Annotated in this window: 16 protein-coding genes and 3 pseudogenes; 9 read left to right on the top strand and 10 right to left on the bottom strand. The window is 65.0% G+C overall.

All coding sequences use genetic code 11. From position 1 onward, the window contains the following. Positions 1 to 149: 149 nt before the first annotated feature. Complete coding sequence (locus tag TX88_RS35795) at positions 150 to 593, top strand: MarR family winged helix-turn-helix transcriptional regulator (protein ID WP_074415826.1); 444 nt, start codon at positions 150 to 152, stop codon at positions 591 to 593. A gap of 260 nt (positions 594 to 853) precedes the next feature. Here TX88_RS35795 and TX88_RS31475 read toward each other — a convergent pair whose 3' ends face one another. The 5 genes from TX88_RS31475 to TX88_RS31455 form a co-directional block, all read right to left on the bottom strand. Next, positions 854 to 1,912: a BtrH N-terminal domain-containing protein gene (locus tag TX88_RS31475; protein WP_044524487.1), complete on the bottom strand. Its 1,059-nt coding sequence runs from the start codon at positions 1,910 to 1,912 to the stop codon at positions 854 to 856. A 38-nt stretch (positions 1,913 to 1,950) separates the two neighbouring features. Then, on the bottom strand, positions 1,951 to 3,072 hold the full coding sequence (locus TX88_RS31470; protein WP_409365908.1) for an acyl-CoA dehydrogenase family protein: 1,122 nt from the start codon (positions 3,070 to 3,072) through the stop codon (positions 1,951 to 1,953). 62 nt (positions 3,073 to 3,134) lie between these two features. Continuing rightward, positions 3,135 to 4,751, bottom strand: a complete 1,617-nt coding sequence (locus TX88_RS31465) for a fatty acid--CoA ligase (protein ID WP_109774466.1) — start codon at positions 4,749 to 4,751, stop codon at positions 3,135 to 3,137. Positions 4,752 to 4,778: 27 nt separating this feature from the next. Continuing rightward, positions 4,779 to 5,432: a transglutaminase-like domain-containing protein gene (locus TX88_RS31460; RefSeq protein WP_044524483.1), complete on the bottom strand. Its 654-nt coding sequence runs from the start codon at positions 5,430 to 5,432 to the stop codon at positions 4,779 to 4,781. Continuing rightward, positions 5,429 to 6,883, bottom strand: coding sequence for a cytochrome P450 (locus TX88_RS31455; RefSeq protein ID WP_044524482.1), 1,455 nt, complete (start codon positions 6,881 to 6,883; stop codon positions 5,429 to 5,431). Before TX88_RS31455 ends, TX88_RS31460 begins: the two co-directional genes overlap by 4 nt. 301 nt (positions 6,884 to 7,184) lie before the next feature. On the opposite strand from TX88_RS31455, the gene TX88_RS34065 reads away from it, so the two are divergent. Next, complete coding sequence (locus TX88_RS34065; RefSeq protein ID WP_131814151.1) at positions 7,185 to 7,493, top strand: hypothetical protein; 309 nt, start codon at positions 7,185 to 7,187, stop codon at positions 7,491 to 7,493. Between the two features lie 123 nt (positions 7,494 to 7,616). Here the strand turns inward: TX88_RS34065 and TX88_RS31445 are convergent, their stop codons facing one another. The 4 genes and pseudogenes from TX88_RS31445 to TX88_RS31430 all read right to left on the bottom strand — a co-directional run bounded on the left by TX88_RS31445 (position 7,617) and on the right by TX88_RS31430 (position 10,347). Continuing rightward, the gene (locus tag TX88_RS31445) at positions 7,617 to 8,183 is read right to left on the bottom strand and encodes a TetR/AcrR family transcriptional regulator (RefSeq protein WP_044524812.1); all 567 of its coding nucleotides are present in this window, start codon (positions 8,181 to 8,183) and stop codon (positions 7,617 to 7,619) included. A gap of 92 nt (positions 8,184 to 8,275) precedes the next feature. Then, positions 8,276 to 9,155 (bottom strand): annotated as a pseudogene (locus tag TX88_RS31440) (alpha/beta fold hydrolase). A gap of 28 nt (positions 9,156 to 9,183) precedes the next feature. Beyond that, positions 9,184 to 9,624 carry a PaaI family thioesterase gene (locus TX88_RS31435; protein ID WP_210743151.1) on the bottom strand — a complete coding sequence of 147 codons (441 nt, stop codon included), beginning with the start codon at positions 9,622 to 9,624 and terminating at the stop codon, positions 9,184 to 9,186. Between the two features lie 51 nt (positions 9,625 to 9,675). Next, entirely contained in the window at positions 9,676 to 10,347 is a 672-nt protein-coding gene (locus TX88_RS31430) for a TetR/AcrR family transcriptional regulator (protein WP_044524480.1), read from the bottom strand. A 23-nt stretch (positions 10,348 to 10,370) separates the two neighbouring features. Here TX88_RS31430 and TX88_RS31425 point away from each other — a divergent pair, with 23 nt between their 5' ends. From TX88_RS31425 to TX88_RS31395, 7 genes and pseudogenes are all read left to right on the top strand, one after another. Further along, complete coding sequence (locus tag TX88_RS31425) at positions 10,371 to 11,510, top strand: zinc-dependent alcohol dehydrogenase (protein WP_044524479.1); 1,140 nt, start codon at positions 10,371 to 10,373, stop codon at positions 11,508 to 11,510. Positions 11,511 to 11,523: 13 nt separating this feature from the next. Continuing rightward, a complete protein-coding gene (locus TX88_RS31420) occupies positions 11,524 to 12,090 on the top strand; it encodes a carboxymuconolactone decarboxylase family protein (protein WP_044524478.1) in 567 nt (188 codons plus the stop codon). Positions 12,091 to 12,229: 139 nt separating this feature from the next. Next, positions 12,230 to 12,653, top strand: a pseudogene (locus tag TX88_RS33630) (DUF6188 family protein). 123 nt (positions 12,654 to 12,776) lie between these two features. After that, positions 12,777 to 15,869 (top strand): MMPL/RND family transporter, encoded by a 3,093-nt coding sequence (locus tag TX88_RS31410; protein WP_044524476.1) that lies wholly within the window; start codon positions 12,777 to 12,779, stop codon positions 15,867 to 15,869. Beyond that, the gene (locus tag TX88_RS31405) at positions 15,866 to 16,150 is read left to right on the top strand and encodes a DUF732 domain-containing protein (protein WP_131814150.1); all 285 of its coding nucleotides are present in this window, start codon (positions 15,866 to 15,868) and stop codon (positions 16,148 to 16,150) included. Before TX88_RS31410 ends, TX88_RS31405 begins: the two co-directional genes overlap by 4 nt. A gap of 73 nt (positions 16,151 to 16,223) precedes the next feature. Continuing rightward, a complete protein-coding gene (locus tag TX88_RS31400) occupies positions 16,224 to 17,276 on the top strand; it encodes a hypothetical protein (RefSeq protein WP_234793057.1) in 1,053 nt (350 codons plus the stop codon). After that, positions 17,273 to 17,686: a hypothetical protein gene (locus tag TX88_RS31395; protein WP_044524474.1), complete on the top strand. Its 414-nt coding sequence runs from the start codon at positions 17,273 to 17,275 to the stop codon at positions 17,684 to 17,686. The genes TX88_RS31400 and TX88_RS31395 overlap by 4 nt, the downstream gene beginning before the upstream one ends. A 151-nt stretch (positions 17,687 to 17,837) precedes the next feature. Here TX88_RS31395 and TX88_RS34060 read toward each other — a convergent pair. Next, positions 17,838 to 18,056, bottom strand: a pseudogene (locus TX88_RS34060) (aldehyde dehydrogenase family protein); the annotation flags it as partial.

Below are 18,056 nucleotides of genomic sequence, written 5' to 3'. Positions count from 1 at the left end.
GGAGGGGAGGGCCGGGCACCCGAACCCCCTCCCGGGCCCCGGGTGACGTGCAAGTCTCAAGTCGGGCGCTGTTCGATCGCGGCGACTCACCTCGGACGTGGGGGCGACAGCGTAGCTACGTCGAAACTAGGTGAAACATCTTCGGCGAGGTGAGTTCACATCTCTCGCAACCACCCGGCGGTTATTCGTCGTGCTTCGCCGACTCGCGGATCGAGGGCGCATCTGGACGGTCAGGCATAGGCCCCAGCACGATCGCAAGCAGGACAGGTATCGCCCCCACCACGGTCGCGGCGATTCTGACCAGACTCGAACGTGACGGCAGAATAGACCGTCGTCCGAATCCTGAGGACGCTCGTTCGTCGTTACTGGCCATCGCCGATGACACCGGGCGTGAACTAACGCGGCTGTATGAAGGCCTGAACAACGAGTTCGCACGCACCATTACCGCGCTTACCACCCCCGAGCGCACCACCATCACGGGGTTCCTACAAGATCTCTCGACCACCATCCACCGATTCGGGCATTTCGGGCCTGTTCGGCAAGGCTCAGCCAGATCCGAGGCTGGAGAGGGAGATTCCGCCTCCCGCGCGTGATGCCGACTATTTATCGAACTCCATGGTGGCCAACAGGTTCAGCCCGAGGTAGGCGGTGGCCGACGCGTGAAGCCTGCGTCTCGTCGACGGTGGCCGTAACGATTCTGTGCAGGGCTCGTCGGCAGCGGGAAACCGCGCGGCCCGCGGTTCGAGTTCGACGCCGGACACACCCAGGTCCCACCGCTGGGCGCGGGCGCCGCGCGAATCGCGTTGAGTGAAACAGCGCGCCGTCCTGGTGGTCCACACCCCTGACGACGAGGCTAGGTCAAGCCTTCTCCCGCCTCGCGAAGTGTGCAGACCAGCTGCCGTTCGGCTGCGGGCAGCCGGGCAGCGAGCGTCGCCGCGTGAGATGCTTTGCGGCGCGGCTCCGTCTGCGGGTCGTATGCGATACCTGCCACACTCGTCCACAGCCGCGACGCGGTCAATGCCGCCTGCTCCGCGCGGCGCGCCGGTTCGTAGTCCAATGCTGCGGCTATCGTCCGGCAGCCCTGTGCCTGCAACGTCCGAAACAGGCCCCCGCCCGTGCCCGCCTTCTGGATGAAGGCACTCAGAGCGAACAGTGCCGCCTCCAGATCTTCGTCGCCGAACAGCAGTGACCACTCCTTCAGATCCTCAGCGAAAGCCGCTACTCCCGCGAGCCCGGTGACCTCCACCTCGCCCGAGGGCACGGCCACGATCGGCGGAGTCGGACGTGCGCCATCCATCACGTCCGCGCTACGGAGAAAGGCCGATCCGGCGGCCAGTCGGAGGTCGGGCGCTGACGTCGGCCACTCGACGATGTACGTCGTGTGCCTCGTCGGAATCGGAAACCCCGTCGACGCCCGCGCACGGCGCAGATTTTCGTACGGCACGGCCTGCACGTCGTCTCGATCGTTGTCCACGACGTAGGCCACTGCGCGCGCGTCGTCGTATCCGACGATGACCACGTCATGACGACTCATGCTCAGGCGCGCACGAAGATATGGCAGTTCGGCGATATCGGCCCACACCATGACCGGCGTGCCTGCGTCGAGCTGTTCGGTCACCCACTGCCAGCCGAGGTCGGCGTCATCGGTAGCGCGCGCCTCGAACCGCGCACCCATCCGGCTGAGGTATTCGTCCTCGAGATCGGTGCTTCTCCCGACGAGGTAGATGGGCGGCTGCAACATCGACGACCTCGCGTACGAGAAGTCGAGCGCGCCTCCCAGCGCGAAGACGAGCCCCTCATCCGGCGGCCGCCCATCGAAATGGATGCCCGCCCACTCCGTGAGATCCCTCAGGGCTCCCGATCCGCAGTGTCCGGCGAATTCGTGTCGGTACTCGATCAGTGTGGCTGCCATAGACGTGACCTCGCGTCGTCGGATCGGAACGGACTGCGTCAGAGCGACCGCGAGATGATCTCCTTCATCACCTCGTTCGTGCCGGCGTAAATCTTCTGCACGCGCTGATCGACCCACAGTCGCGAGATCGGGTATTCCGTCATGTACCCGTACCCTCCGTGCAGCTGCATGCAATCGTCGAGTACCTTCATCGCACGCTCCGTCGTCCACCATTTCGCCATGGCCACGGTCGGCACGTCGAGTTGCCCGGCAAGATGCTGCTCGATGCAGTGGTCCAGGAACACCCTGGCCACCCGCGCTTCAGTAGCTGCCTCGGCGAGCGTGAACTTCGTGTTCTGGAAACCGAAAACCGGCCGCCCGAACGCTTCGCGCTCGCGGGTGTACTTCAGCGTCAGCTCCACCGCCAGTTCCATTGACGTGACCGCGCCCACTGCGACGATGAGACGTTCCTGCGGAAGCTGCGTCATTAGCTGAACGAAGCCCTGACCTTCGGATTCGCCCAGCAGGTGCGTACGCGGAACGCGGACGTCGTCGAAGAACAGTTCGGAGGTGTCCTGTCCCCGCTGTCCGATCTTGTGCAGGACCTTGCCGCGCCGGAAGCCGGGGCGATCCGCTTCGACCACGAGCAGGGAGATTCCGGCCGCGCCCTTGGTCGTGTCCGTCTTGGCGACGACCACGATGAGGTCGGCCTGTTGTCCGTTGGTGATGAACGTCTTCGAGCCGGTGATGACGTACTCGTCACCGTCCAACACGGCCTTCGTCTTCACACTCTGCAGATCGGAGCCGGTGCCCGGCTCCGTCATGGCGATGGCACCGACGAGCTCACCGGATGCCATCTTGGGCAGCCACTGTCGACGCAGATCCTCCGTTGCGTAGTGGAGGATGTAGTGCGCCACGATGCCGCTGTGCAGGCCGGCGCCCCACGAGCTGTCACCCACACGTGCCTGTTCCTCGAGCACGACCGCCTCGTGCGCGAAAGTGCCGCCTCCGCCGCCGTATTCGACGGGTATCGACATGCAGAGCAGGCCGAGATCGCCTGCCCGATTCCACAGGTCGCGGTCGACGTGATGCTGCTCGGCGAATCGCTCTGTGTGAGGGGCTATCTCGCTGTTGAAGAACTTCGCGGCGAGGTCGCGCAGTTCGTGGAGTTCCGCATCCATCCACGGCGAATGAGAGGTGACCATGACGTCCTTTCAATTGTTCGGGTGTGAAAGCTCGGTTGTCAGACGGACTGGACGACGTCGTAGGCACCCTGCGCGTGCTTCGCACGGATGACCTTCTTGTCGTACTTCCCGACGCTGGTACGCGGTATCTCGGCGACGAAGCTCCATCGCTCCGGGACCCACCATTTGGCGACCTTGCCGCTGAGGAATTCACAGAGCTCGTCGATGTCGGTGCGTGCCCCCTCGTGCAAGACGATCAACGCCAGGGGCCTCTCCTGCCACTTCTCGTCGGGAACGCCGATAACAGCTGCCTCGTAGACGGCGGCATGGCCGATGAGAGCGTTCTCCAATTCGACCGAGGAGATCCATTCCCCGCCCGATTTGATCACGTCCTTGGATCGATCCGTCAACGTCAAGTAGCCGTCCGGATCGATGCGACCGACGTCGCCCGTACGCAACCACCCGTCGTCGAACTTATCGGCGTCCACGTCTTTGAAGTACGACCCGGTGATCCACGGGCCGCGGACCTCGATCTCGCCGACGGATTGGCCGTCCCAGGGCACGATCTCGCTGTCGTCGTCGCGCAACCGGATCTCCACGCCGCACACGGGTCGGCCCTGAGTAGCTCGCATTTCCCAGGCTCGGTCCTCGTCCGCACCGAACGCCGGCTGGGCCACTGTCGCGAGCGGCGACGTCTCCGTCATACCCCAGGCCTGAACGATGGGCACACCGTACCGGTTGTCGAAGGTCTTCATGAGAGACAACGGCACCGCTGAGCCGCCACAGGCGACGAGCCGCAGCGACGAGATGTCGCGAGTCGGGTCGGCGTCGAGCAGACGCGCGACGTCGTTCCAGATCGTCGGGACGGCACCGGCGATCGTCGGTCGACTGTCCTCGATGATCGAAACCAGGGGTGCCGCTTGAAGATGGCGGTCCGGCAGCACAAGATCCGCGCCGGACATCAGGGCCGCGTAGATCAGACCCCAGGCGTTGGCGTGAAACATCGGCACGATCGCCAGGACTCGGTCGGCTTCCCCGATCGACAGTGCATTCGACGTGCAGGCGGTGAGGGAATGCAGGTACGTCGATCGGTGGCTGTACACCACGCCTTTCGGGTTACCCGTCGTGCCGCTGGTGTAGCACATCGCCGCAGCGGACAGCTCGTCGAGCTCGGGCCAGTCGAACGACTCGTCATGGCTGGCGAGCAACTCGTCGTAGCGGAGGACGGTCTTACCGGCGTGAAGAAGCGGATCGAGTGCTCCGTCGCCTACCGCGATGACGGTGTGCACCGACGCCATCGCCGGCAGCGCTTGCGCGAGTATCGACGCCACTAACGTGTCGACGATGACGATCTGATCCTCGGCGTCGTTGGCGATGAACGCGAGCTGTTCGGGAGTCAATCGAATATTCAGCGTATGCAGTACTGCGCCCATCGAGGGCACTGCGCAGTACGCTTCCATGTGATCCTGATTGCTCCACTGAAACGTCGCCACCCGTTGGTCGGCCGTGATTCCCAAGTCGCGCAGTGCATTGGCGAGCCGTCCGATTCGACTGCTCAATGTCCGATACGAGGTTCGTCGGAAACCCGTACCGTCAAACGTCATCACTTCGCTGTCACCGTGGACGGCCACGGCGTGACGCACGATCGACGGGATCGTGAGTGCAACGTTCTGCATGGTGCTCTGCATTTCTGGATCTGCCTTTCAGGCGAAGAGGTCGGGACTTCGATCGGACTGGTCGATGAACGTGCCGTAGTGGGTCCGCAGGGCAGCGATGATGTCCTCCAGGGGCAGATCGTCGAAGGCACCGCGATCGTCGAGGTACTCCATGTGCTGAGCGCCGTCAGCGGTGAAACCATGCAGGAGTGCGTCATTGCGGCCGTCGAATTCGATTGGCGCAACGCCGAACCGAGCGCACAACTCTCGGTTGAACGCCGGCGTCGCCTTCACCCATCGGCCCTCGAGGAGCATGAGGCTGTAACCGTGGTACACGAAGACATCGGTACCGCCCATGCGCTCCCGCAAGGTGTCGGTTTGCAGGTGGTTGCGCACGTCCGCGAAACCCAGACGCGCCGGAATACCCGCGGCGCGACACGCCGCTGTCAGGAGCACGGCCTTCGGGACGCAGTACGCGCGTTCGGAGGCGGCGACGGTGCTGGCGCGGTAGGCCACCGGATCGTCGGTCACCGTGTAGGGGTCGTACCAGATGGTGTCGCGAACGGCGGTGAAGATACCGACGGCCTTCGCGATGTCGCCGGTGGCTCCGCAGGTCGCCGATGCGACGAATCGCCCGACGGCACTGTGACCCCAATCCAGGAATTCGGTCTGCTCGAGGTAGCGGGTTCGATCCGTGCTCATCGGCGGCGCAATTCAAGCGGTAACCCGTCCACGGGTACGGGCAGCGAGGTGTTGTCCCATCGCACGTGGTAATCGGCGGGGAGGGTCCATCGAAACGTACGCAGCATTCGGTGCAGGATGGCCTTCACTTCGAGCGTGCCGAACTGCATTCCGATGCACTTGTGCACGCCTCCGCCGAACGGGACCCATCCGAACCGGTGCTGTTGATCCTCGCGACGAGGTTCGTCGAAGCGGGAGGGATCGAAGTTGTCCGGGTCGGTCCAGATCGACCGTTCGAAGTGATTCACCGCGGGTGTGACGGCGCACATGGTGTCGGCCGGAATGTGGTAGCCGTCGATCGCGACGTCGCGCACGGTCTTGCGCATGACGAGGGGAACTGGCGCGAGCAGTCGCAGCGACTCCTTGAGAACCAGGTCGATAACCGTCATCTGATCCAGCGCGTCGATGTCGGGCAGTGCGTCGCCGAGGGCGTCGGCCTCGGCCGCCGCAGCGTCCTGCCACTCCGGATGTTTGGCCAGGAAGTAAGCGACAGCGGTAGTGGTGATCGTGGACGTATCGTGAGCAGCCATCATGAGGAAGATCATGTGGTTGATGACGTCCTCGTCGGAGAATCGCTCTCCGTCTTCGGTACTCGCCTGGCACAGGGCCGCGAACAAGTCGTCGCTGTCACCGCTGCGCGCAGCCGGCAGGTGGCGAGCAAAGTAGTCTTCGAGCAGGCGTCGACCCCGCACTCCGGCGCGGAACCGGGTGCCGGGAAGCGGGACTCGCACAATGGAACTCGCCGCGCGGACGGTTGCAACGAAGGCCTCGTTGACAGCGCGGCTCTCGTCTCGGCCCCGTCCCCCCATGAAGACGTCGGTGGCGATGTCCAGGGTGAGGTTCTTGAGCAGCGGGTAGATCCTGACGGATCGACCAACCGGCCACGCGAGCAGTTCCGTCGCCACTCGCGGAGTCACCTGCTCCACGTATCGGGTCAACCGGGGTCTCGTGAACGCCTCCTGCATGATTCGCCGATGCATCAGGTGCTCGTCGAAGCTCATGAGCATGAGGCCGCGATGAAAGAAGGCGTCGATCAAGAAGGACCAGCCGTCTTGCGAAAACGCTTTCGCCTCGCTGGTGAGCGCTTCGCGCGTGGCGTCGGGACCCGCAATGACGACCATGTTCGTGCCGAACGCACCCATCCAGGACACCGAGCCCAACCGTTCGTACCGCTCACGACTGAAGTCGGATCCGAATCGGATGTAGTCGAGCGTGTGCCCGAGAAGGGGTAGACCGGGATCGCCCATGACCGGCTTCAGACGATTTCCCGGAGGTACGGGAGCGAGTTCTCTCGCACGCCAGTCGCGACTCCACTGACGCCATTTCTCGTCGAAGGCGCGCGGTGCCGGCGTCAGTACCACCGAGGACAGCCGTTCCTTGACGTGGTCCATCGGCGAGAGAAGGTTCGGCATCGTGACTCCTGGCGCTCCGGTTCGATCAGCGACTTCAGCGAGTGTTTACAATTTTGACCGTGTTGTCAAGATAGCTACGTTAATCGCTTGTGTGTAAAGTGCGATTGGAGCCCCTTCGGGTCGCGAACGACTGTGGGAGCCGATGAGGGCACCGCCATCCGCTTGTGGGATTGGGGATTGGGGATTGGGGATTGGGGATTGGGGATTGGGGATTGAAGGACAGCAACCGGAGATTGACACCGAATCGCTATGCCGGATCCCGCCCGAGCGGCCTCGGAGAGAGCAGAACTGGGGAGTAGACGTGCAGCAGCCTAGCGATGACGGCCGCCGCCGGTCCACCCACGTCCGGTCGTCGATGAATCTGACGTTCGGCGCAGGAGCGCATTCCCCGACTGACGCATTCGAACGCGGAATGATCGACTTCGTCCGCCGATGGGAACCCTACGGCGGCGGAAGCGCATCCGACATCTACGAGAGTTTCGGCATGCGTGAAAGCGCGTTCTTCGCTCGGGCCCTTGCTCTACTCGACACCGACTACGTCGCATCGCATTTCGACTCCACCGTTACCCACCGCATTCGCGACGTGTGCCTGCTGCGCCTGATGTCGTGACCCACCGACCCAACGCGTCCGGCAGTGAAGTGCCGCAGGCCTGGGGCCAGCGCGGACCTGACGCTCGAAGTACTGCTGATTGCCGACGCCCCAATTGGATCCGCGACCTGTACGGACGGTCAGCTAGGGCACGCCGATGTACCGCAACGCGACACGGGAGATTCTGCGGCCGGTGGTGCCGACATCGCCTGCTGGTAGCACAAGATGACTAACGGTGAGCCGAACCAGGACATCGGCAACTTCACCGACGTCCACGGAGTCGAGATCGGCGAAATGCTCGCCGAACCACGTCACCAGTACCGCCGACGACAATTCGAGCAGCGATGCCGACGTGGGCAACAACGGCAGCATCCCGGTCGCCCCGCCATCCGCCTCGCCCGTGCGACTCGATGTCAGCACGGCCTTGAGCAGTGGGCTGGCCTCGGCCTCTTTCAACGTGTACTCCACCGCGGCCGTGATTCCACCTCCGACATCAGTGACGTGGTCGGCCAGTACCGCCTGGATTCCCTCCAGGAACCGCTGCCCCTCGGCGACGACCAGTGCGTCGCCCAAACCCTGCTTGTCGGTGAACTCCTTGTAGAGCGTGGGGCGGGACACACCGACGAGAGCGGCGACCTCGCTTATGCGGACGCGTTCCCACCCCTTCTCGATCGTCAACGCCCGCGCCGCGCGCAGGACTTCGTCGCGCATGTGCCGGCGAAACGACATCCGCAGGGTTTCCGAGGGCATGCGAGCACAATAGACGTGCAGAAGTGCCGGTCACGTCGGCCAGCGGCCGAGAGTCAGACGACGTCGTCGAGGAAGTCGAGCACCGCTGCAGTGAAGGCGTCGTTGTCGTCACCGGCGATCGTGTGGCCTGCACCCGACACGTCGACTGTGCGCGCGTGCGGCACCAACTTGACGAAGTCGTCGACCGTCTGTTCGGACACCACGTCCGACAGCAGCCCGCGCACGAGAAGCGTCGGAGCCGACACCCGCCGCGCGCCGTCGACCAGCAGGCTGCTCATCTGCTCGAACTCCGCTGCGCCGTCCTGCGGATCCCCTTGCTTGCAGGAACTGGAGATTCGATGACACGAACGCGGGATCCCAACGCCACACCCACCGTTCGTCTTCCCGTTGCCGCAACACTCTGCGCAAGCCCTCTAGGTTGCTCGGACGTGGCCGGTGCGGGTTGTACGCAGCGATGACCTCCGCCGCGGCCTCCAGATCGTCGAATCCGTCGGGATGCGCTCCCATGAACGCGACCACGCGCCGGGCGCCGTGCATCTCCATGCGCGGGGTGACGTCGACGAGCACCACGGCGTCCCACAGGTCTGAGGGGGCGAGCAGATGGGTGCCGAGAACCGTCAACCCGCCCAGAGACGCACCTACCGCCACTACCGGGAGTCCGGAGGCGATCTGCGCACGCACCGAGAGCAGATCGGATCCGAGGCGGTCCAGGTCGTAGCGGCCCTCCGGGTCCCAATCGCTGTCTCCGTGTCCGCGCGCGTCGTAGGCAGCGACGCTGAAACCACGCGCGTGTAACCGCAGCGCCGTGCGATCCCAGGCGTGGCGGCTCTGGCCACCGCCGTGCAGGAGCACCACGGCCGCGCGCGGTGCATCGCAGCGGTAACATTCGACGGCCAGCGTCAGTCCGTCGCCGGTGTTCACCCGTTCGAGCACGGCGGTCATCGTGCACCGCTCGACGTCGTCACGTCGTCCGACCGCTCACCACGGTCACCGTGCCCTGCGCGACGCACACGGCGCGGCCGTCGTTGGTGATGTCGATTCGAGCAACACCGCTGGTCCTGCCCAAGGCCACGATGTCGGCGACGGCCACGCACGTACCGGTGGACACCGGGCGAAGCAGGTTCAACTTGAACTCCGTCGTCGCGACCCATGAGCCCTCGGGTATGACCGGGTAGAACACCACACCGAGGCAGTGGTCGACCATCGCCGACAAACACCCGCCGTGCAGGTTTCCGAACGGTGTCTTCAGATCGTCCCTCGCGTCCATCTCGGCGACCAGGCGTCCGGCGACGAACTCGGTGTGCCGGAACCCGAGGTACCCAGCGAGTCCACCGGCCGTGACTGCGGCGTCCTTAAGTTGGTCGGCGACGCGTTCGTCGAACGCGGCGAAGTTCACAGGCATGTCGACGCCTCCTCATTACGGCTGAGTCGTTGAGACACTACGCTCGATGTGTTACCCCACGCTACGCTCGTCTCCCGCGACGATCGCGGGCAGGAGGAGCCTTTCGAGATAGCTGCGCAAACCGCCCCTGCTGCGCTCACGCGGCCCGCGCACCGTGAGCAGGCTCAGTATGGTGCGGAGAATCCACTCGGCGGCGTCATCCACGGACACGCCGGGTGCCAGCTGCGTCCAGTGGGTTGCGAAGACGGGTCGAAGGAACTCGGTGACGAGTTCGAACAATGACGTCGACGTACCCTCGGAAAGGCCGACGCCGGCCAACTCGACGTCAGTGCCGAATATCATTCCGATGAATCGCTCGCGTCGAGCCGCCCGCACGGCGATCTCAACGAAATCGATTAAGGCCGAACCTAAATCGGCGTGAGCGAAGACTGTCGGGCGAATGCGGACGAGGTAGCGTTCGGTGGCGCGCATGATCACACCGGAGACCACCGCCTCACGATTGGGGAAGTACCGGTACACAGTGGCCCGAGACACCCCTGCCTCACGGCCCACGTCCTCCATAGTCGTGCCGCCCGCGCCGCGGTTCTCCAGGCAGCGTTCGGCGGCATCGAGGAGTCGGTCGCGCGCCGAGTCGCGATCCTGCGGGGTCGAGGCTCCCCAGCGCAGAGACGGGTTGGACACCACCCCATTATGGCGTTTCGCGTCGGCGGTTGTCGCGACCATTCCGACGTGACAATATCGATTTCATGTCTCATTCGGACGCGCCGGTCAAAGACCCTAAGGTCCGCGCCAACGCCGAGGCTCTGATCCTGGCGCGTCCTCGAACACTCCAGCGTCGCCGAATCCCGGTGCCCGACGTCGGACCGGACAACGCGATACTCCGCGTCGAGGCGTGCGGCCTGTGCGGAACTGATCACGAGCAGTTCAGCGGACACCTACCTGCTGGATTCGCCTTCATCCCCGGACACGAGATCGTCGGCGTCATCGAGACGATTGGCGCGTCGGCGAGTGCACGCTGGGGCGTCCGCGCCGGACAACGCGTCGCGGTCGAGGTGTTTCGATCCTGCCGGGCATGCGACGAGTGCCGTCGAGGGGATTACCGGCGCTGCGAACGCAACGGCGTCTCCAGCATGTTCGGATTCGTCGACGTGTGCGTTGGATCGGGCCTGTGGGGCGGCTACTCCAGCCACGTCGAACTGCCATGGGATGCGATGCTGCTCCCGATACCGCCGGGTATCAACCCCGTTCACGCCACGCTGTTCAACCCGCTGGGAGCCGGCATCCGATGGGGCGCAACGCTTCCCGGTACCGCACCGGGTGACGTCGTGGCGATCCTGGGGTGCGGTATCCGGGGTATCTGCGCCGCAGTCGGGGCCAAGGAGGCCGGCGCGGCCTTCGTTGTCATGACCGGAGTCGGTCCTCGCGACAACGCCCGTCTGGCCATGGCGCGGTCGTTCGGCGTCGACACCACCGTTGACGTCGCCGGCCACGATCCGCTCACCGCGCTTCTGCGCGCGACCGGCGGCCGACACGCGGACGTCGTCATCGACGTCACCGCCAAGGCACCGAGCGCCTTCGCCGACGCCGTCGCACTGGCTCGTGTCGGTGGCACCGTGGTCGTCGCGGGCACACGCGGTGGCGGAGGAGCGCCCGGCTTCGAGCCGGATCTGGTGGTGTACAAGGAATTACGGATCATCGGGTCGCTCGGAGTCGATTACCCCGCATATCAACGAGCATTCGAGGTGCTGGCTTCCCGCCGCTGGCCGTTCGAGGAGATCTCGCGACGGATCGTCGGTTACAGCGGCTTGGACACCGTCCTCGGAGATCTCGCCGACGCAACGACCGCCGCCAGCCCCGCACTGCACAACGTCTTCGTCCCCGACTGACCGAGAGGCGACCGTGACACCACGTCCCCGCGTTGTACCGATGGATGCCGGGAGTGCGCGCAAGAAGGCTAGAGAGTGCGGTCTTCCGGCGGAGTTCGCCGACTTGTCGGTGTTCCGCGTCGCATTACATCAACCGGGGGTTGCCGTGGCGCTGCACGGGATGCTGGACGCCCTTCTGTTCCGAGGCGTACTTGATGCCCGTCTGCGCGAATTAATCATCATGCGCGTCGGGTGGTCGACGCACTCGGTGTACGAGTGGACCCAGCACTGGCGGGTCGCCCGCCTGCTCAACATCCCCGAACAGGACCTGCTCGCAGTGCGCGACTGGGAGCGGTCCGATCGTTTCGATGCCGACGCACGCGCCGTCCTCAGTGCCACCGACGACGTCGTCAGAGACGGCGTCATCTCGCCCGCGAGCTGGGCGGCGTGTGTTGCCGTCTTCGAGGGCGATGACGCCACAATGGTGGAACTTGTTGCCGCAATTGCGAACTGGTCCCTGTTCTCGACGCTCTTGAAATCGCTTGACGTCCCACTCGAAGACGGCGTATCTCCTTGGCCGCCCGACGGGGTCACTCCCTGAGCCGGAGTACCGGCCCTTGTAGCGCGCCGTTGGAGTGATCAGCCGACGACGTGCTGCACAACTTAGTGATACTAGTAGTATCACTACGCTACATTTTGTAGCATAAATCGACACAACGACGTGCCGAAGGAGTCCACCAATGCACACCCAGTGGATCGAACACCGCACCGTCCAACGCGTGTCCCTGCGCGAGGGCCTGGTGCTCGACCTCGACGACTACAACGAGCTGGTCATCACGCGTCCGATGCGGCTCACTCTGCCGCCGCTCGGCCCCCATCCGGAAGAACAGGTGCTGATCGACCCCGACAACGTGACCGCGCAAGAGCGACCGCTACTCGATCTGGCCGGGGCGGTGTGCACCCGCGCGTGGTGCGACGACGACGGCACTCTGCACTTTGGGCTTCTCGCGCGGGCACCGCATCGACGTCGACCCCGACGAGCGTCAGACGTCTTGGGAGCTGTACGGCAAACGCCACGGCTACATGGCGTGCCTGCCACGAGGCCGGGTACGCGTGGTGCGCCACGACCTGCCCGACGACGAAAATGACGCTACTGCAACATAATTCATGGGCGTCCCGTGGATCGACTCATGCGAACCGATTGGGCGGCGAGGGCTTCACGAGCAAGTGTGGTACTACTAGTATCGTAACGATACTCTCAGTCCCACATTTTCGGGAGGCGCGCTCATGGTGAACCGATCGGCCGACGGCGTGGTCGTGTCGGGCCGCCGCCGTGCGTCCGACCCGACCGAGTCGTCGGAGTACAGCCTGCGACTGGGCCGCCTGGCCGCGTTCACCGTTCGACACAAGGCTTTGGTGATCGGCGGGTGGCTCGCGCTGGCGGTGGTGCTGGCCCTGCTGTTCCCGCAACTGGAGACCGTGGTGCGCCAGCAGTCGGTCGACCTCATCCCGCGCGACGTCGGGTCGTTTCAGACCATCGACCGGATGAGCGCGGCCTTCCACGAGGAGGGCTCCAAGACGATGCTCTTCGTCGCCATGGAGAATCCCGAGGGGTTCACCCCCGACGCTCGCGCCCGCTACGACACCCTGCTGCAGCGACTACGCGACGACCACGACCACGTGCTCCTCGTCCAGGATCTGCTCGCCGATCAGGTCACCCGCACGCAGGCCCTCAGCAAAGACGGCAAGGCGTGGTATGTACCGGTCGGGGTCGCCGGCACCCTCGGCGACCCGACCGCCGCCGAATCCGTGCAGGCCGTCCGCGCGATCACCGACGCCGTGTTCGACCGATCGGACACCACCGCACACGTCACCGGCCCGCCGGCCACCTTCAGCGACCAGATCGCCGCAGCCGAACACGATCTGCTGTTCATCTCGATTGCCACCGCCGGTCTGATCGCACTGATCCTGCTCATCGTCTACCGATCCCTGTTCACCGCGCTGCTGCCCCTGCTGGTCATCGCTCTCAGCTTGGCCGTCGGACGCGGTGTCCTGTCCGCGCTCGGGGAACTCGGCATGCCGGTCTCGCAGTTCACGGTGGCGTTCATGACCGCGATCCTCCTCGGCGCCGGCACCGACTACACCGTCTTCCTCATCAGCAGGTACCACGAACAGCGCCGCGCCGACGTGCCCGCCGACCTCGCGGTCGTGCACGCCACCGCCAGCATCGGACGTGTCATCCTGGCGTCGGCCGGAACCGTCGCGCTGGCCTTCCTGACAATGGTCTTCGCCGCCCTGAGCGTGTTCGCCGGACTTGGGCCCGCCTGCGCCGTCGCCGTCCTGGTCGGATTCCTGGCCACTGTCACCCTGCTCCCGCCGGTGCTCGCCCTGGCCGCCCGTCGCGGCATCGGCGAACCCAAACCCGACCGCACCCGCCGCTACTGGAACAGCGTCGCCGTCGCCGTGGTGCGTCGCCCCGTACCGCTGCTCATCGCCAGCCTGGTGATCCTGCTCGCCCTGTCGGCAGCCGCGGCCACGATCACCATCAGTTACGACGACCGCAAGGGCCAACCCGATACCACGGCCAGCAACCAGGGCTACCGACTGCTCGACCGGCACTTCCGCAAGGACATCGTCATCACCGAGTTCCTCGTCGTGGAGAACCCCACCGATATGCGCACCGGCCGCGGGCTGGCCGACCTCGACCAGATGGCCTCACGCATCGCCCAGGTCCGCGGCGTGGTCAAGGTCTCGGGCGTCACCCGCCCCGCCGGCAGCCGCCTCGATCAGGCCCAACTGTCCTGGCAGAACGGGCAGATCGGCAACAAGATGGCCGACGCCGTCGCCGACGGCAACGCCCGCCGCGCCGACCTCAACGCACTCACCAGCGGCGCGGACCGACTCGCCGACGGCCTCGCCCAACTCGACTCCACCGTCCGCACCGCAACCACACCGTTGACCGGAGTCCTCAACCAGGCACAAAGCGCCCGCCAAGACATGCAACGCTTCGGACCACTACTGCAACAACTCTCGGCCACCGCACCCAGCGTGGACAACGCCATCCAAGCCAGCCCCGGCATCCGCCCCGTCGCCGAACGCACCCAAAACGCCATCAGCACCCTCGAACCCCTCGTCGGCACCCTCAACAACTCACCCTGGTGCGCCACCACCCCCGAATGCGCCCAGATCCGCGACCAAGTCCAAGTCCTCGTCGCCCTGCGCGACAACGGCTTCTTCACCCAGATCGCCACCCTCGGCGACCGCTACGACCCGGCCACCAACGCCACCGTCACCGGCACCATCGACGACATCCGCAACACCGTCGCGGCCATGAACAAGGCGTTCGGCTCACTCGGCGACCCCGCCGACCTCGCCTCCAACATCCAAGCCCTGCAAGCCGGAATCAGCCGACTCGCCTCCGGGTCACGCGCACTGGCCACCGGCGTGCAGACACTGGCCGACAGCAACATCCAAATGCTCTCGGGCATGAGTCAGATCGCCACCCAACTGCAGAACTCGGCACGAAACACCACCGGATCCGACGCCGCCACCGGCTTCTACCTCCCCGGCGACGCCTTCGACAACCGCCAGTTCGCCGACGTCGCCAAGCAATTCCTCTCACCCGACGGCAAGACAGCCCGCTTCGCCGTCGAAACCGGCAACGACCCCTACAGCGTCGACGCCATGAACCTCGCCCACCAGATCACCGACGTCGCCAACGCAGCCCGCCCCAACACCTCCCTGGCCGACGCCACCGTCTCCGTCGCCGGCTTCCCCGCCGTTAACTCCGACATCCAACGACTCCTGTGGTCGGACTTCACCCAACTCGCCATCGCGACCCTCGTCATCGTCGGACTCATCCTCGTCCTACTGCTGCGCGCCGTCGTCGCACCGCTCTACCTACTGGGCACCGTCGTCCTGAACTACCTGGCCTCACTGGGCATCGGCGTCATCTTCTTCCAATGGATACTCGGCCTCCAGATCGCCTGGCCGGTACCCCTTTTGGCGTTCATCATCCTCGTCGCCGTCGGCGCCGACTACAACATGCTGCTCGTCTCCCGCCTACGCGAGGAATCCAGCACCAACCTGCGCGTCGGCGTCCTGCGTACCGTCGCCAACACCGGATCCGTCATCACCTCCGCCGGCCTCATCTTCGCCGCCAGCATGTTCGGCCTCATGATCGGCTCCGTCGCCATCATGATCCAAGCAGGACTCATCATCGGCTGCGGCCTCCTACTGGACACCTTCCTCGTCCGCACCCTCACCGTGCCCGCCATCGCCACCCTCCTACGCGAAGCCAGCTGGTGGCCACACCGCCCGCAACGACACAACAAACCCAACTCGCCGCAACCGTCACAACCCGTCGGAGCCACCCAATGAAACCCATACTCGCAATGGGCTTTCTAGTCACCGCCGTCACCGCCGTCGCCTTCGCACCCGTTGCCGCCGCCGACGAGAACAGTTACCTGCAACGCATCGAACCCCGCATGGCACAACTCACCCGCGACCAGATCCTCACCGAGGGCCACAAGGTGTGCCAACTGACCCGCAGCGGCCACCCGTCATCCGACGCCATCCCCATAGTCGTCGAAGACCTCGCCATCTCCGTACCGGCCGCCGTCGACATCATCATCGCCGCCGCCGGCGAACTCGGCTGCTAGCGCCCTTGTTACCTTGCGGGGGAAGGGCATCGGCAGCGATCGCAACCCGAAACGCACGGTTGCCTGTTTCCTCGTGATCGCCTACCTCTCGGGTGTGCGGACCGGCGAGGCCCTGAACCTGCGGCGCGGATGCATCAGCCGCGACCCCACGCTGGAGTTGACGTTCATGTCCGGGCTGCAGTTGAAGGCTGATGATGGGCGCCGACAGCGGTCACCTGCCACGATCCCGTGGGTCGTCACCGACGAAACCGCCCACGCCGTCACCGTCTTGGAACAGATCACGGTCAGCGACCTGCTCTTCCCGGCATTCAGCGTGTGCTCCCAGCAACGGTTCCTCTTCGGGGCCACCCGTACGAGAACACCCGGCTCCATCAACACCGACATCACTCGTTTCATCGACTGGTTCAACCAAGAGGTCGCTCCGGTAGTCGATCATCCGCTGATACCTGCTGATCCGTACGGCAGCATTCAAGTGCCGCGCCTGCGACGGACCCTGGCATGGCACATCGTCCGGCGGCCAGGCGGAACCATCGCTGGCGCAACGCAATACGGCCACCTGCACACACAAATGATCCACGGCTATGCCGGTGGAGCTGATTCAGGATTTCCCGACGACATCACCTTCGAACGATTTCTGCACCGCGCTGAGACCATCCACGACGATGCCCAGCGCCTCGAGGCCGGTGAACACGTCTCTGGTCCGGCCGCCGAGGAATACCGGGCTCGCATCGCGCGGGCACGCACGTTTGCGGGACTGACGGTGACCACCACCGGTCAGGTCAACGCCGCGCTATCGAACCCCGCCCTGCAGATCCACCACGGCGCGGTCCTCACCTGCGTGTTCCGACGCGCCACCGCGGCCTGCCTGCCACCCAGCGATAGTTCCGATGAACCCTCCTGGACCCGGTGCCGGCTCGGTTGCGTCAACGCCGCCCGCACCGACCGCGATGCCGTCAACCTTCGCGAGCACGTCGGCGCACTCCAGCAGGACATGGCGGCGCCCGGACTGCCCGAACCGCTGCGACAACGCATTCAGACGCGTTTGATCGAGCACCTGAAGACCCTCGCGGACCACGAATCCAGCCGCCCGACGCCAAACCCAGACCAGGACGGGGACAACGAATGACCACCGTGCGCGTTAGCGCCGCCCGAAACGAGGAGGAACGCCAACTGGTTCAGGCCGCCATCGGCCGCCTACGAGACAACCATGCCGAGCGGAGCACCGGTGCACGCACCGTCGTGGCACTGGCGGTCGAATCGGGCGTACCACGGCAAAGACTCTACGAACATCACAGCGATTTACTCAACGAGTTCAAGGCGGCGGTCGGGTGCGGACCCGTTGCCCCGAGCATCGAGGCCGTGCAACGCCAACTCGCACACGCCCGCGATCACAATCAGCAACTGGCCGCCGAGAACACTCAACTACAAGCCAAGATCAGAACACTTGCAGCGGTGATCACCGAACTCACCCACGATGCCGCCGGGACCACCGTCGTTGTTCCGATGCCACGCGAACGCTCACGACTGTCCGATTAAGGGCAACCCTCGGGCGTCGCACTGGTCGCTGTCGCAATAGACCTGGACGCGACGGTGGTCCACCGACAGGTCATCCCTGGACCGGCGCTGCCGACTATTCAGTACACGGAGAACAGATTATGTGTGCCACGGCGGGCGGCCCGGTCGGGGGTCAGCTTGGCTGTATTTGCATGACTACGGCCTTGGGTTCGGTGAAGAATTCGCGGCTGAAGGTGCCGCCTTCGCGGCCGATGCCGGAGTCGCCGACCCCGCCGAAGGGTGCGCGCAGGTCGCGGACGAAAAGCAGTTGACCCACACGGTGCCGGCCCGCAGGGCGGCGGAGACCCGGTGGGCGCGGTGCAGTATTTCGGTGAACAGCATCGCGTTTAGG

Source organism: Mycolicibacterium septicum DSM 44393 (genome assembly GCF_000455325.1).
Taxonomy (GTDB): Bacteria; Actinomycetota; Actinomycetes; order Mycobacteriales; family Mycobacteriaceae; genus Mycobacterium; species Mycobacterium septicum.
Note: the sequence above shows the minus strand (reverse complement) of the source record. Positions and strands in the feature narration are given on the sequence as shown.

What these genes read in the sequence shown, in the direction of transcription:
- TX88_RS31475 (WP_044524487.1), bottom strand. Translation starts at nt 1,912, where the DNA reads ATGGCAGCCACACTGATCGAGTACCGACACGAATTCGCCGGACACTGC.
- TX88_RS31470 (WP_409365908.1), bottom strand. Translation starts at nt 3,072, where the DNA reads ATGGATGCGGAACTCCACGAACTGCGCGACCTCGCCGCGAAGTTCTTC.
- TX88_RS31465 (WP_109774466.1), bottom strand. Translation starts at nt 4,751, where the DNA reads ATGCAGAACGTTGCACTCACGATCCCGTCGATCGTGCGTCACGCCGTG.
- TX88_RS31460 (WP_044524483.1), bottom strand. Translation starts at nt 5,432, where the DNA reads ATGAGCACGGATCGAACCCGCTACCTCGAGCAGACCGAATTCCTGGAT.
- TX88_RS31455 (WP_044524482.1), bottom strand. Translation starts at nt 6,883, where the DNA reads ATGCCGAACCTTCTCTCGCCGATGGACCACGTCAAGGAACGGCTGTCC.
- TX88_RS31445 (WP_044524812.1), bottom strand. Translation starts at nt 8,183, where the DNA reads ATGCGCGACGAAGTCCTGCGCGCGGCGCGGGCGTTGACGATCGAGAAG.
- TX88_RS31435 (WP_210743151.1), bottom strand. Translation starts at nt 9,624, where the DNA reads ATGCCTGTGAACTTCGCCGCGTTCGACGAACGCGTCGCCGACCAACTT.
- TX88_RS31430 (WP_044524480.1), bottom strand. Translation starts at nt 10,347, where the DNA reads ATGGTCGCGACAACCGCCGACGCGAAACGCCATAATGGGGTGGTGTCC.
- TX88_RS31425 (WP_044524479.1), top strand. Translation starts at nt 10,371, where the DNA reads ATGTCTCATTCGGACGCGCCGGTCAAAGACCCTAAGGTCCGCGCCAAC.
- TX88_RS31410 (WP_044524476.1), top strand. Translation starts at nt 12,777, where the DNA reads ATGGTGAACCGATCGGCCGACGGCGTGGTCGTGTCGGGCCGCCGCCGT.
- TX88_RS31405 (WP_131814150.1), top strand. Translation starts at nt 15,866, where the DNA reads ATGAAACCCATACTCGCAATGGGCTTTCTAGTCACCGCCGTCACCGCC.
- TX88_RS31395 (WP_044524474.1), top strand. Translation starts at nt 17,273, where the DNA reads ATGACCACCGTGCGCGTTAGCGCCGCCCGAAACGAGGAGGAACGCCAA.